12 protein-coding genes are annotated in these 15,403 nt (G+C 34.3%); 5 read left to right on the top strand and 7 right to left on the bottom strand.

What is annotated here, in order from left to right; all coding sequences use genetic code 11:
- Positions 1-275 precede the first annotated feature (275 nt).
- Positions 276-2,084, top strand: coding sequence for a hypothetical protein (locus H7355_RS00080; RefSeq protein WP_186643641.1), 1,809 nt, complete (start codon positions 276-278; stop codon positions 2,082-2,084).
- A gap of 57 nt (positions 2,085-2,141) precedes the next feature.
- On the opposite strand, the gene H7355_RS16160 is transcribed toward H7355_RS00080, so the two are convergent.
- The 6 genes from H7355_RS16160 to H7355_RS00110 form a co-directional block, all read right to left on the bottom strand.
- Entirely contained in the window at positions 2,142-2,696 is a 555-nt protein-coding gene (locus H7355_RS16160) for an ATP-binding cassette domain-containing protein (protein ID WP_186645371.1), read from the bottom strand.
- 12 nt (positions 2,697-2,708) lie between these two features.
- Positions 2,709-3,584, bottom strand: coding sequence for an ABC transporter ATP-binding protein (locus tag H7355_RS00090; RefSeq protein WP_186643644.1), 876 nt, complete (start codon positions 3,582-3,584; stop codon positions 2,709-2,711).
- 171 nt (positions 3,585-3,755) lie between these two features.
- Positions 3,756-4,472, bottom strand: a complete 717-nt coding sequence (locus tag H7355_RS00095; protein WP_186643653.1) for a zinc ribbon domain-containing protein — start codon at positions 4,470-4,472, stop codon at positions 3,756-3,758.
- Between the two features lie 85 nt (positions 4,473-4,557).
- Positions 4,558-6,180 (bottom strand): phosphoglycerate dehydrogenase, encoded by a 1,623-nt coding sequence (serA, locus tag H7355_RS00100; RefSeq protein ID WP_186643655.1) that lies wholly within the window; start codon positions 6,178-6,180, stop codon positions 4,558-4,560.
- 18 nt (positions 6,181-6,198) lie between these two features.
- The gene (locus H7355_RS00105; protein ID WP_186643663.1) at positions 6,199-8,022 is read right to left on the bottom strand and encodes an ATP-binding cassette domain-containing protein; all 1,824 of its coding nucleotides are present in this window, start codon (positions 8,020-8,022) and stop codon (positions 6,199-6,201) included.
- Entirely contained in the window at positions 8,006-10,084 is a 2,079-nt protein-coding gene (locus H7355_RS00110) for an ATP-binding cassette domain-containing protein (protein WP_186643665.1), read from the bottom strand. The genes H7355_RS00105 and H7355_RS00110 overlap by 17 nt, the downstream gene beginning before the upstream one ends.
- Positions 10,085-10,116: 32 nt before the next feature.
- Here H7355_RS00110 and H7355_RS00115 point away from each other — a divergent pair, with 32 nt between their 5' ends.
- From H7355_RS00115 to H7355_RS00130, 4 genes are read left to right on the top strand one after another with little or no spacing between them, the layout of a single operon-like run.
- Positions 10,117-11,226: a hypothetical protein gene (locus tag H7355_RS00115; RefSeq protein WP_186643667.1), complete on the top strand. Its 1,110-nt coding sequence runs from the start codon at positions 10,117-10,119 to the stop codon at positions 11,224-11,226.
- 16 nt (positions 11,227-11,242) lie between these two features.
- Positions 11,243-12,082: an HDOD domain-containing protein gene (locus tag H7355_RS00120; RefSeq protein WP_186643669.1), complete on the top strand. Its 840-nt coding sequence runs from the start codon at positions 11,243-11,245 to the stop codon at positions 12,080-12,082.
- A 23-nt stretch (positions 12,083-12,105) separates the two neighbouring features.
- Positions 12,106-13,014 (top strand): hypothetical protein, encoded by a 909-nt coding sequence (locus H7355_RS00125; protein ID WP_186643671.1) that lies wholly within the window; start codon positions 12,106-12,108, stop codon positions 13,012-13,014.
- Positions 13,011-13,508: a hypothetical protein gene (locus H7355_RS00130; RefSeq protein WP_186643673.1), complete on the top strand. Its 498-nt coding sequence runs from the start codon at positions 13,011-13,013 to the stop codon at positions 13,506-13,508. Before H7355_RS00125 ends, H7355_RS00130 begins: the two co-directional genes overlap by 4 nt.
- A 157-nt stretch (positions 13,509-13,665) precedes the next feature.
- Here the strand turns inward: H7355_RS00130 and H7355_RS00135 are convergent, their stop codons facing one another.
- Positions 13,666-15,273, bottom strand: coding sequence for an APC family permease (locus H7355_RS00135; RefSeq protein ID WP_186643675.1), 1,608 nt, complete (start codon positions 15,271-15,273; stop codon positions 13,666-13,668).
- Between the last annotated feature and the right edge of the window lie 130 nt (positions 15,274-15,403).

Here is a 15,403-nt window from a genome sequence, read left to right on the forward strand (position 1 = left end):
AATATTCTTGACTTATTATTGTAAGTAATTTAAAAAATAATAAAATTTTGTTATTGTTCACGTTTCTTTCAAAAAAAATCATTTATTCTATGTATTTTTTAAAATATCAACTTTAGAAGTCAGTAAATGACTTTATGCGAAAAAATAAAAAATAAATTATTGATAAAAATCAATATAAATTAATAAATCCACTCATCATTCTTTAAAAAATTTATTTATCCAATAAACTGTTTCACAGATTTTAATTTTAACCATGAATTATAGGAAGAGAAATTATGAGTCGATTAAAAACGCTTATTGCACTGAATACGATTGTCTTTCTCTCTGCGTGTCATAAATCGGATAATACCGCCCAAGTCAGTTCTTATACAGATAAACCTTGGGAGCTACCAGAGTTAACAATAGAAGAAAAAACTAACTTAGTGGATTCTGTGCAGACCGTATTTAGCGAATATTATGTGAATGATTTTCAGAAAAATAATTTACACAACTTCGATGCCTTTAGTGAATCTTTAAAACTAAATAAAGAAATGGATTCAGAGACTCTTTTAAGAGAGACAATGAGGATTTTTAATAAAAATGGTGATATTTATACTAAATTTACCTATCCTAGCCCAGCAAAGTGTCTCAATGCTCATTTTTATTTTGATGTTGCTTTGGCTTATGATGATCCATCTGATAAAGAAGGAAAATTGGTTATATCAAAGAAATATTCTATAGATACTATTCCTTTGAGTCGAGAAGAAAAAATTGATTTTAATAATATTCAAGTGGGTGATGAACTCATTTCAATTTCTAATATTGGCCTTGAAGGGGAAACTGAAGAAGAAATAAGTGCCCTTGAAGGGCTCAATCTCTTAATGAAACAGGTTTCAGGTCTCACGGACGAAGAGAAAAGGGATCAAGCCCTGCAGAGATATTTTCTTCGCGAAGGTGATGAAGGGAAAATTCCTGAAGGATACTTTACCGTAAAAATAAAAAGAAGTGCAGATGCTCAGATTGTTACCTATACATTTCCATGGTGGCGTTATGTAAATTATAAATGTCATGGAGGTGAACCTGTCACGCGAGAAACTATTATAAACAAAGACGAGGAAAAGAAAACAGACAATGATCCGACTTTAAAGGCTGAATATCTTTCTGGGGGAAGTGCAAATATTGTTGAATATGCTGGAAAGTCATTTGCAGTTATAAGAGTTAGCAAATTTGTGAAAAATAAAGCACATGAAATAGATGAAGTAGAACGCATTAAAGATTTTTTAGAAAAAGAAAGGAACAAGATTGATGGAGTTCTCTTTGACCTAAGTGGGGATTATAATTTTAACAATTATTTCTCTTATGCGACATCACCTGTTGCTTTGGCAAGTTTATTTACTACGCAAGATATCTCTTATCCAAATGTTATTTTAAGAGTTTCAGATTCAAATCGAGAGACATTGGCTAATAATCTTTTGCTTTACTCAAATTTAAATGAAAAATTAGATGCTTTTATTTTTGATAAAATTGGAAAATTTTTAAAAGATGAGACTTATAAAGAACAAATTAAAAATCGCTCATTATTTACCAATCCATTTAATTTATTTGATGCAAATCATGATGATATCTACAAAAAATATTCAAAAAAAATTATAACTAAAGGCATTCTCACTGACAAGCCCATAGCAATTTTTGCAAATAGTGACTGCAGTTATGCTTGTAATACATTTGTTTCATTTATGAAAGATTATAAGATTGCAAAAATATATGGGACAAGCAAACAAATAGGTGGAAGAGACATAAATATTTTCTCTTGGAAAGATTTTGCATCAACAATCATTTCTCCTCGAGTAACAATAAAATCCCTTATCCCAAATGCCAAATCTTTGCCTAAAGGCAGTGATATTTCCTTTGCCTGGGGGCAAACAGTGCGGGAACATGCGAGCAGCAATGAAAAGTATTTAGGTGGTAATGGAGTCTTGGTTGATACAGTTTACTTAGAGAACCGCGATGACATTATAAATAATGATCGTAATATTTTTAATAAGATTTTTGCAGATATGGCAGATCCAGAGAATAGCAAAGGTTTTTATTTAAATCGTCCATAAGAAAAGAGATAGGGTTTGTGTTTAACCCTAGTCTTTATTTTTTAAATTTTCTCTTCCCTAAGTCTTACCCACAGACGCTATAAAAATAATTTCGTCAAATAGATCATCAAAACGTTCATCGTGACTGATAACAATTATAAACTTATCATCTGCAATGTTTTTAATTTCCGTCATAACGGCACTGGCACTGTCATTATCAAGACCAGCCGTGGGTTCATCAAAAATAAAAAGATGTTTGTTTTCTACAAATAATGTTCGCGCAATCGCAAGACGTCTTTTTTCACCGCCCGAAAGGTTTTTTCCAGCTTCAGATATATATTCATTTAAACGATTCTTTTTGCCTACTTGTGCTCCTTCCCAGAGAAATCTTTGTAATAATTGTGAAACTGCTTCTTTGTCTGTATTTTTATTTCCAAGACAAATATTGTCTATGATTGAATCATCAAAAAACAGAGGTTCTTGTTGAACTTGAATGGATAATGCTTGTAATTCAAGTGGTGTGATAATTTTATTATCACACCCAATACTTCCACTCGTTTGCTGGATAATTCCATTTAAGATTAAAGATAAAGTTGTTTTTCCGCTACCAGAAATCCCCTTGAGGCCGAGAATTTTTCCCCTTTGCTACTGGAAATTTATATTTTGAAAGTATGAATTGCTATGAGGAAATTTATAATCAAGATTCTTAATTTCTATTGAGTTTACGGTTTTAAACTTATTAAAAATAACTTTATTATTTGCTATTTCTAAATCCATGTTGAAATAACTATTTAATTTTTTAATAGCCGCGAAGCCAGGGTGGGTTTCTTGCAAATAAATGATGAGTTGCTTTGTGTTTTGTAGCATCATTGTGGCAAATGTGAGTATGGCAAAAAAGCTTCCGATGGACAGAGTGCCTTGTTGTATTCGGAAAATGTTATAAGCTAAGAGCAAAAGGGGGAAAAAAGAAGTTAATCCTCCAACAACTGCAAAAGAAAGTGAGCGGTAATGCATCATGTTATTTGCTGAGTCAATTGTTTTCTCAAATTTATTTATTGCAAGAGAGGTTGGGTAAATAATATTTGTTAATTTGATAAATATTTGATTCTCCATGCAACTTTGAAAAAATGTTTTTTCTTTTGCAGCATCTTCATAAAATATTTTTGTCGATTCACGGATTTCTTTCGCTAAAAAATAAGATGATAGGATAAAAAAAGGGATAAAGAAAATAATTGCGATAGCTATAAACTTATCTAATATTAAGAGTGCAATGAAGCAAAAAATAACAATTAAAATATTTTCAAAAACATTGATAAGTTTGTCAAAAAATATAGACAAGGCAATTTCGGTATTTTGATAGATTTCATGGGTAAGAGTAATGACTTTCCCAGCTAAGTTTGTATTGTATACAGATTTTAAATAATTTACTAAAATTTTTTTGCGATTTATTTTTAATAGATTTCGATATATTTTATATATGACTATTCCATGATAATATGAAATGATCCGTTCAAAGAGCAAAGCCGCACTTGCAATTAACAATAAAAATGGAATTTTTTGAGATTTTTCTGGAGCAATTGAAGCATCTATGATGTCTTTGGTTAATAATGGGAGAGGAAGAGTACTCGTTTTAAAAATAATAAAAAAAACCTTGATAAGATTATCAAGGTTTTTTTCAAAAATTATTTTTACTTAAGCATTGGACTGCGGAAGTAAAACATGGGAACAGTTTGGACAGAATTCAACGGACTTGCCGCGGGCAATGTTGTTGAGGATTTGCGGAGAGAGACCAATACGGCAATTCCCACAAGCTCTTTCAACCACACGGCAAATAGGGCCGTTTGGATTGCGGGTGATCTTAGAAACGCGCATATAGTGTTGCGCAATACGATCATCAAGGCGAGATAAATAAGAGTCACGCACTTTGTTGATTTCGTCTAAGCGACCTGCAGAGTTATTTTCTGCTTCTTGGGCTTTTTTGCGTTCACCTTCCGAAGCACTGATAGAAGCGGAAAGCTCTGTTTCTGCTTTTTGGAAAACAGCTTTGGATTGTTCAATGCGGCTTTCCGTTTCGTCGGCACGGCGCTGCGTTTCACGAATATCGCGCTCAACGTGATCGAGTTCACGTTTGAGTCCACGGTGATCATCATCATTTTTCGCAGCAAACAAACGAGCAGAGCGTTCTGCTTTGCGTTCATCTAGGTCATCAAGTTTTTTGTAAAGACGGCGGAGTTCTGCTTCGTGGAAAACCATGTCTGTGCGTGTTTTTGCGATTATTTCTTCACTGATACGCGATTTTTTAGCGAGTTCAGAGAGTTCTTTTTGCGCAACTCGCTGGTCTTGAGTAACAAGCCCAGAGTCGATATCTAAGCGATAGAGTTGTTCAATAATTTCATAATTTGGGTTCAAAGGGAATCTCCTTGTGAGACAAAATAGAGCAACTGTTTTATGTAACACATGGCAATTGTTCTTTCAATGCCTTTTGTGTCTAAAATCACAGCCCACTGACCAAACGTGCTGAAATTAAATTCGGGAGTTTACGAAGCCCAGCAACCACTTCGCTTTCAAGATCACCATCTATGCGAATCAGACTCATAGCCATTCCTCCCCGACGATTGCGTGAAAGTTCAAACTGAGCAATATTAACATTGTTTTTTGCCAAATAGGATCCCACATCTCCAATCACACCTGGTCTATCATGATTTTGCATAACGATTAGATCGTTATCAAGTTCAATTTCAAAGAGAAAATCATTGATTGAGCTTAGACGGGCAAATTTCCCATCATAGAGTACGGCGCCCACTGATATTTTTTCATTGGTACCTTTACCATAAACTTCAAATAAAAGTTCATTTTTTGCAGTAGAGGAAGGAGTCATTTCTATCTCAAATTCAAGACCTTTGCGCAGGAGTATTTTTTCTGCATTGACATAGGAGACAAATTCTTCTGAGGCATGGGAAAGAAAACCTTTAATTGCAGAAAGTTTTAAAACCTGTAAGTCTTCTTTGTTGAGATTTGCTTTGACAGTTAGCTTTAAAACGGCTGGTTGAAAGTCAAAGATTTGCGCACCAAAGCGTGAGACTTTTTCAGATAGGACAGAGAAAACTTTAAGATCATTTGTGCCCAATAAGGAAACATGTGGTAGATTAACAGGGTAATCGACAATTTCCCCGCGTAAAGCTTTCAAAACTTGAATCGCAATGGTTTCACCAATGCGATACTGTGCTTCAGCCGTACTTGCTCCGATATGGGGTGTCACAATGACATTGGAATGAGAGATAAGTTCCTGTAATGGTTTTGGTTCATTGTCAAAGGTGTCAATGGCAGCACCCACTATATACCCTTCGTTGAGGACTTCGAGCAGTGCCTTCTCGGCAATAATTCCTCCACGCGCGGCGTTCACAATAATACCACCTTTGCGCATTTTCTTGAGCTCAACTGTAGAAATCATGCCTTTTGTTTCTTTATTGAGAGGCACATGCACTGAAAGAATATCACATTCTGCAAGCAATTCTTCCAAAGTATTCTTACGCTCAGCATAATTTTTACGGAAAACATCTTCAGAAATATATGGATCATAGGCAATGACTCGCATATCGAAGCCTTTAGCAAATTTGGCAACGCGGTGACCCACATTACCAAGACCGACGATTCCGATGGTTTTTCCACCGAGCTCGGTTCCAGAGAATTTGTGCCGATTCCAGCCACCCGCACTTGTGCTGACGTGGGCTTGAGGGATTTTGCGGACAAGTGCAAGAAGCAAACCCATAGTTAATTCAGCAGCCGAGTTTGTGTTTTTTCCAGGGGTATTGACGACAAGGATGCCCATTTCTGTGGCTAAATCACAATCAATATTGCCATAGCCAACCGCTGCGCGCGCAACAACGCTTAATTTTTTAGCTTTGCGCAAAAGTTCAGCATCGACATCGGTTTCTGAGCGGCTGATAAGAACATGTGTGTCTTCTATTTCTTTTAAAATGACATCACGGGGTGCATCAGGAATATAAACAATATTAAGTGATTCAGAGACAGCAAGCTCAGAAGGTTGATTGTTCAATAGCTTAAGAGCTATATCATGGAGTTTACCTGTAATGAGAATTTTAACTGTCTTTTCCATCTGTGTTTTTCCTATGGCTTAAGATAAATGTGAATGTAAACTCTCACCTAATTTGGAGAGTATTTTGGCAGGCGTACCATAATCCACGAGTTGTCCATTGCCAAGCACAACAACATGATCAGCATTATTTAATGTCTCTAAGCGATGAGCAATGATAATGACTGTTTTATGAGCAAAAGCTGTGTTTAAAGTTTCTTGTATGAGTTTTTCCGTTTCCAAATCAACACTTGCCGTGGCTTCGTCCATAAGTATGATTTTGGCATTGCATAAAATAGCTCGTGCCATACAAATCAGTTGGCGTTGTCCGACCGAAAAGTTGTGTCCTCTTTCGGTTAAAACGTAATTGAGTTTTTCTGGAAGATTTTCGATATATTTCGCAAGTTGAACTTCTTTTAATGCTTCCCACATTTGTTCTTCAGAATATTTTCCAGTTCTGTCTAAATTATATTTTAAAGTACCAGAAAATAAATGCGGCTCCTGGGGAACAATTGCAAAAACTTTGCGAGCATCTTCAAGTGATATTTGTGTGATATCGATCCCATCTATGATTATTTTTCCAGTATGGAGATAGAGCATACGAAAAAAAGCTTGGAACAAAGTACTTTTTCCAGCTCCTGTTCTTCCAATAACTCCTGTTTTTTTACCAGCTTCAAATTTTAAATTTAAATTTTTTAAAACGATTGGTAAATCTTTTCGATACGAAGCTTGAATATTTTCAATAATAATTTCTCCATACTTTGGCCAATCTGCTTTTATTGCTTCTGACGCATGTGAAAATTGAATGTGTTCACTGGGAAGATTTTTATATTCAATGACTCTTTCGACTGAAACCATTTTTGAATCTATCATGGATAAACTACGTGTTAACCATTGCATGGTGGCATCGAGACCAATCGTAAGACTCATTAAAAAACCAGCTTCTCCAACTCCTATTTTATTTTTTGCAACTAAAATGACAGCTATTAAAGTAACTGCTAGGCCAAAACATTCTGAAATAATTTTGAGGCGTAAATTGAGCCAACGCAATATTCTACTTTGTAGTAGAACTGATTTTGCATAATCATGTGACAACAAAATTAATCTGTCGTAAAAAATTTTGCTTTTGCCGTAAGAGCGTATTGTTTGAAATCCAACAACTGTTTCTGTAAATAAGCTCCAAATTGGTGTTTCAAGTATCTTCGTATAGCGTTGAATTTCTCGAGAAGCCGTTTTAAATAAAGATTGCACGGAATAATAAAAATAAATACAAGGTAAAACGGCAATAATTGCAACTGGTGCTTGAAAAAGAACGATGACTGATACAATTAATAGTTCAATAATTGAGCAAACAATATCAGAAAAAATATTGGGTATTTCATCTTTAATCTGTATATAATCTCCGCTAAAACGACGTATGAGTCGTCCAGTTGGGTTCTCATCTAAAAAAGTAACACGAACATTTGAAAAACTTTCTACCATTTGATTGTGTAAAACACGTGCGCCGTTGGCTAAAAACCCCATTAAAACGACCCAACTAATAGCTCGTAAGAGAATTGCGGCGAGACAAAATAAGAAAAAGAAAAGTGTAATTCGATAAGCATCAGCATTTTGTAACCATATGCGTATCACATTTTTAAGTTGATTCTCATCACCACATAAAATATTGTTGCAATCATTGGCCCAAAGGGAAACAAGGTACCTGAAACCACTTTCACTTAAACTTGTCAAAACAAGTAAGATTAAGATAATTGGCAAAAAAATTGGGAGATATTGCATTGAGTTTAAATATTTTGAATATAGACCTAAACCAATCTTTCCTGATTGTCGTTCTTCCTGTGTGATGAAACTAATTTTTTCGCTCATGCTCATTTAATCCTGAAATAAATTGATTGAGTCTTGATTTTTTATTAGCTTTGAGTTTTTCAAAGCTGCCAAATTCTGTTACTGTCCCACCATCTAAAAACAAAATATTGTCAGTATATTTTAAATATTCTAAGCGATGGGTTGACCAAATGATTGTTTTTCCTTTGCCCCAATCTCCTTGAAAAATATTGTGGGCAATTGTTTTTTCTGTTTTAACATCAACAGCACTCAATGGGTCATCTAAAAATATAAGTGATGCATTCGCAAATGAGCTGCGCGACAAACTAATTCTTTGTTTTTGTCCTCCTGATAAGTTAACACCTCTTTCGCCAATTTCAGTATCCATTCCATGTGAAAAATTAGCTAAATCTGTATGAAAACTCGCAGCATAAATTGAGTTCATAATAGAATTATCACTTTCATAATATTCATTTTGATATTTATATTTTAATGGAATATTTTCGCGAATAGAACTGCTGATAATAAAAGCTTCTTGTGGAACATAACTTTGAATAGCACGTAAGAGTGCTAATCCAGTTGCTGTGTGTACATTACTAGTAATATTGGTTATCTTGTGGTTTTTATCATTAAAGTATAGTTTAAAATATACATCTCCATCTGTTGGAACAATATCTCCCATCATAACTTGTATTAGAAGAGATTTTCCACTGGCAACTGGTCCTATTATTGCCAGTGTTTTCTTCTCAGGAATTTCAACATTAATATTTTTTAAAACATAGGGTTCATTGTTTGAAAAGCGTAAAGAAATATTTTTAATTGAAAATGAAATAGAAATTTCAGAATCCAGTTTATTTTGTATTATTTTATCAATAATTACTTTTTCTTCTTTGTTATAAGTTTGATTTTTTTCTTTTAAAAATTCTTCTTCTTGGATACGTGCAACATAAAATAACTTTAATCTCCGTGATGCCACTATGGCTTGTGACCATGCATTGACAAACCAAGGAAGAGGGGTGATTTGCTGTCCTAATATACTGGATAACCAAATTGCGGCAAATAAAGTTGATGCACTTCTATCACCTTTATAAAAGACAATTCCTGCAAATATCCCGCTACTAACGACCATCCACCAATTGAGAGTTAGGGCAAAAGCAAAGCAATACTTAAAAGTAATTTTGAGATCTTGTATAAACTCAGAAAGTGTAGCCTCGTGAATCTCATTTTTAAAATATTTCCCCCAGCCAAAGTAACGAACCAAACGCATCCCCTGAATCCATTCTGTGATCAATTGCAAGCGCTTGTCTCCCCTTTTCATCATTTCTGTGTGGAGGATATTGCCAATCCATGAGAAGAAAATTGAAAGAGGAATTTGTAATGCAATTATGAAAAAACCAATCCATGCAATATTGCCAAGCATTGCAATCATCAAAATCATAACGAGTGCACAGGACGCTAAAAGTACAGGAATATCGACAAGAGCATGGGCAAGAAAATTGCCAAGGAATTTTGCATCGTTTTGTGCAAGATTTGTAATATCTCCTGTTTGATATTGAGTCCGATCTTTTTTACTAATTTTAAGAAGTTGTAAATAGAGCGACTGCATAAGTTTAAATGGTATGCGCCATGAAAGGAGCATTTCTGTTTCAATTTTCTGTGCATGTAAACTCGCAGCTAATATTTTTAATATAAAGATTATCACTGCCAAACAAACTGTGAAAATCAGTATTTGATTTGGAGTTGATTCATGGTAAAAAAGATCTATCAATTTGAAATTTGTGGATGTTTTTTCAAAACTTCTTAAAAGTTGAATTGCAGCAAATGCTGATAATAAAGAAGTTGTAACATCTGTAATATGAATGAAAAACATAAATAAAAATTGTTTTCTTTCATATTTTATAAGAGCTTGAAAGGGGGATTTGCGTAAATCGTGCAATGAAGTTTCGAAATCAGGATAATCATCTCCCTTTGCTAATGTGTTATTAATAAAGGGAACCGAATTTAAATCTGATTTATCGATTGTATGCTGATTAAGTTTTTTCATTACAGGAGTGACATCTGAGAACGAAAACTTTTGCCACAGCGTCGTTTTTTGACTATTCAAGATAGGACCTCAAATTTTTTGGGAGATTCTCTGTGAATTTATTTTTCGATTTAGAATATATCTCTTCTCTTGTTTTAAAAGTAGAGCAAGGAAACGCCACAAATACTGAACATGCATATTTGCAAAAAGTCATCGCAGCTCAAACCGTGATAAATGAATATCAAAAAGAGAATAATATAAACTTTCAAAAAATTTCTCAAAAATATTATATCTGGTTATCAGCAAATTGGCAAAAAAAATCAAATAGTGATAGAGAGAAAACTGATCACTTTTTATTAAAGAATGCTTTGGAAAAAAGCCAATTTGTATTCTCTAAGAAATCTGAAAATGTTTTCCAAAAACCTTTAAATCATTATTCTGTTTTATTAATTTTATCACAAATATGGAATTTTCCACTCAAAAGAGAGAAAAAAAGTTTAGAACAGTTTTTATTTTATTTTATTGAAAACGTTTATGGAGTTCCACAAAAATATATCGCGTCTATTTTTCATTTAATAGAATCAGATTGGAAACCTATACTTTCACCCCTTGGAATGCTTCCCAAAAAAAAATTTAGCTTGCATGAAATTGAGGAATATTTTTTTGGCAATAAAGCAATCCCTGATTTTTCGGTCCATATCATTCCTAAAATAGATCGTTATTTCTCCATAGTTGGCAGGGGGCATAAATGCCACCTTTTTTTACCAAAGAAAGAAAATTTTGATTTATTTGAAGCAGCTTTAGTTATTCATGAATTACAACATCTATTGGATATCGATAATAAAGAAAATCTTATTTCTACAAACTGCAGTGAAAATAATGACAGCCAAGCAATGCTTCACGAAAGCGTATATTTATCTGAAAAAAATGCACTCAATGCAGAAAGAATTTTTCTTTTAGGAACGGGAGCAGCCAAAAGAGGAAGATTTTGTTGGTTGGAATCCAATCTTTTTTATCCTATTCTATTATTGAAGTGTGAAATGCACAATTTACTTTATGGTGATAACAGATCAATTGATTTTTCTGAAATTTGTCAGCAACACGGAATGGAACCACTTCCATTATCTGCCTTGTTCGAATGGGGCGCTCCTTTTCAATTGAGTGCTTACTGTGCCGTCGCAATGGAATTGGAACAAGGTTGGCAAAAGTTTCTTCAAAATTAGAGGATGCTTAAAGCTTATGGTGATCAATAATACTTCGTCTAAAGATTTAAAACTGCCCTCAATGCCTGATACCGTTCGTGAATGCTTAGCGCAAATGTATAGCTTAGAAGCGGATTTGAGTAAAATGGCAAGTTTGATACAGAAAGATCCTGGTATCACATCAAGTGTTTTGAAATTAGCAAACTCTGCTATATATGGCGCAGGTAAATCAACGAGCGATTTAAAAGTTGCATTCACACGTATAGGCATGACTTCGTTAATGCAAATTCTTGTTAAATATTCGGTAGAAAATCTTTTCAAATTTGAGACTTTTGAATTTTTTAACATTAAAGCTTTTACTAAGCACAGTGCGTGGGTCTCGCAAGTCGCATTTGAATTGGGTAAAATTGCAAAAGGTGATAGACTTTCCGATTTATTAGTTGCCGGACTTTTTCATGATATTGGTTTACTTGTGCGTGCTATATCAGATAAAGCACTGATGAAAAAAATTACGGAACTATGTATAGCAGATAAAATAGATTTTAACAGTGCAGAGAAAAAATTAAAATTAGATGGGCATGAAATTCTAGGAGTTGAACTATTGCAATCTTGGCAATTTCCTGAAGAAGTCATATTATTGGTTAAAAATCATCATACTGATGAAGCTTTTCGTACAAAAAAAATTACGAGTGAGCAAAATAAATCAATAAATATTTTATGTCTTTCAGATACAATTGCTCATCGTTTTGGCAATGCATTTATGAATTACTCCCGTGACACTCGGGTGAATGCTACAGTTTTAGATAAACTCGGAATAACAAACCAAGAAGTAGGTGTTGCTGTGAAGTTAGCGACTCAGCATTTACAACATTATTAAATGTAAAGAGTTTTTTAGAAGCAATGAAAAAAATAATTATTTTTCTAATTCTTTTACTACTGCCCTCTATATTAGCTGGAGTGGCACTTTATCATTATTATCCGGCAGATTCCAAACGTCTGCTTGAAATGTTAAAAGTTAAAATCGTAACACTTTATCCTTCACTTGCATTGTACATACATATACAAAAGCCTCCAGTTAAAAAACAAATTCCAGTTGAGAATTCACCAAAAAGAATAACATTACCTAACAAACCAATTTTTATTAATTCAGAAATTTATGAAGCCATATGTGGTGAGCCTCCTAAAATGCATTTGACCGAGAACTTTACAGGTTGTGGATATTGCCCAAAATATATAACAAAAGTAACAGAAGATAAAGAATTTAAATTTTTGTCAGCTTATAGAGGCTCTTTTTTGAAAAAAGGTGAAGAAGAAGCATTGATTTTTATGAAAGGCTGCAGTCGTGAAGATGAAAATGGTTCAGCCGTGATTATTCGAAACGGATATGGAGGATGGAGCCGTCAACAAATTTTTCAAAATATCTTATTTGACACACCTCCGCTTGAGTTTAAAGATGAAAATGGTCTTATAACCTATGTAGGTAAAAGGACAAAAACCACTTCACTTGATATACATTCTGAATTGATTTCACTGCGTATAAGTAAAAATGGGTTCGATGAAAAAATTCTTTTTTCTGCAAATCTTGATACGGGTGAACGCTGTAAAGAATTATTGCAAATAGCGTTCGAAGAACCGATTAAAAAAAATGCAACACAGCTGCAAGCACAAATTGAAATTTTAAGTTGTAAAAAAGGTTTTTTATCAGGTGCATATAAGCTTTCTTTTGACTTGCATGAGAATGGATTCAGAGCAAATGCTGAAACTGCAAAATTGATGACACGTATTGAAAAATATGGTGAATTACGATGAAAGAGAAATTATTTCTTTTTTTCTTTTTATTTTTTTTTCATTCTAAAATTTATTCCCAATATTTTGGCAACGATGTTGCTCCCAATGTAGGAATTTCTATCAATATATTGGGACCTATTTTTGGAATTTATTCTTTAGGTATCTCAACTTTTTTATCGAACCAATTGCAGATCGGTTTATCAGGAACTTATTACTCGACTCGTCATATCGATCCTCAAGCAGAAGGAAGTTTAGTTGAATATAGAATGACTTATTATTTTTCAGGTATTCAAAAAAATGGAATCACTTTAGCACTCTCAGGTGGTTTTGAGTCGATTGAAATTAAACAAGATTCTGGCCAATGGAAAAAGTATGAAGATCCCATTGGAGGAGTTATTCCTGGATACAGTTGGCTCATTGGAAAAAATTTACATCTTTTGGCTGGATTATATTTTGGCTACCAATTTGGTTCATTTCAAATCACCCCAGAAATTAGTTTTATTTACTTTTTTTAGTTCGTTTAGGGGAATATCATCGTAGGGAAAACTCACATAACTGTATGCGCAACTTATCTGATGTATAATGTTCTAAGAGAAAAAGATCTGAAGAAAAAAAGAGATGTTTCATTTTAAATAAACATCTCTTTTAATCGGATCAACATTACGAATCGATTTATTTTTTAGCTAATAAAGAAGCAGTATTTCTATCAGATTCAGCTTTTGGTAAGCACAAAGCTTGGGACATATAGAAAATAACAAAACTAAAAACAGCCATAAAGATAAAATCGATGCCCAATGGAATGTCTTTAGTTCCACCTTGGAACGAGCCAAAATAAGAGAGAATAGTGAATACACCCATATATGGGTAAAGCCATAATGCACACTTGAAATCGAGTTTTGTTGCAATGTGTTCTGGGTCAATTCGACTTCTATTCAAGAAATTTGTTAAAAGGAATACAGTTAAACCAACAGTCACTGTCAAAGCGAGTTTCCAAACAACTGTCCATCCTGACCAATAGATCATAAGGTTACAGATGTAGAAAGCAATAAAAGACATCAATTGGTAACAAGGAAGTTTAAATGGTCTGTGTCTTTCAGGTTGTTGTTTTCTAAGGGCCACAAGACATATTGGACCAACAGCAAAAGAGAAGATCAGTGCGGCAGATAAAAAGGATACGATTGATTTCCACCCATCAAATGGAAGGAAAGCGAGCATAGCAACAACGAAATTCAAGAAAATAGCACGCATTGGGATGCCCGATTTAGCAATTTTACTGAAGAATTTTGGTGAGTTGCCGGATTGGCTCATTGTTTGAACGATACGGGCACTTGATGCGACATAAAGCACACCTGTTCCGAGGGGTGAAACGACAGCATCAATATAAAGAACAGTAACAAGCCAAATCACACCAAGATTTGCAGCAAGACCTGCTAAAGGTCCCGCATCTCCAACAAATGCAATTTTGCTCCAACCATTAGCTAATGCACTTTCAGGCAAAGCTGCAATGAAAGAATATTGAAGTCCAACATATAAAAACATGCAGATAATTATGGAGCCGACAAGAGCAAGCGGGATATCCCGTTGAGGTCTTTTGGCTTCACCTGCGAGTAAAGCTGCATGCTGGAATCCACAATAGGAATAGACAACACCTGCTAGAGCAACTGCAGATAAAATTCCTGAAATTCCATAGGGAGCAAACTCTTGAGTTGAAGTTGCAGTTAATCCCATATTGTCTGAGTTATGGGAAGTTATAAGAAAAACAATTACGACTGCAAAGGGGACAATCAACTTCCATACACTGATTAGACTATTTGCATTTGCAAGGAATTTAGCACCAAAACTATTCAGTAAAATAACAAAAAGCATTGTGCAAAAGCACATAACAAAACCAAAAGATGTGAAAACAGATACATTGTCTACTTTTTGCACAAGTGAGGGAAATAGATGACCCATATAGAGAACTGTTGACTGAACTTCCTGAGAAATGGAAACCACATAGGTAATCCAAGTGAGCCATGTTAAAATAAAGCCAACGAGTTTTCCGTGAGTAAAAATAGGAAAAGCTGCAACCCCACCAGATATAGGAAACATTGCACTTAATTCTGCAAATGTAAGGGCTAAAAATATCGTACCAAAGCCACCAATGAGCCATGCAATTAGAGAGGCAGGACCTGCCATTTGAGCTGCATAGAGTGAGCCAAAGAGCCATCCAGAACCTACAATTCCACCAAGGCTGGCGCACATAATGCCAAACCAACCAATACTTCGTTTAAGTTTCACGGTGTTTGTCCCCTTCCGAACTTAACTTAATTTATAGTAAAGGATCTCTAAAAGGAAATGTCGAAGATTCCCAAAGTAAAAACCCATTTTTAATTTTCCCTGCTTACTTATTTCTTTTTTGCTGGTTAGT

The sequence above is a fragment of the Fluviispira vulneris genome, from assembly GCF_014281055.1.
GTDB classification, from domain to species: domain Bacteria; phylum Bdellovibrionota_B; class Oligoflexia; order Silvanigrellales; family Silvanigrellaceae; genus Silvanigrella; species Silvanigrella vulneris.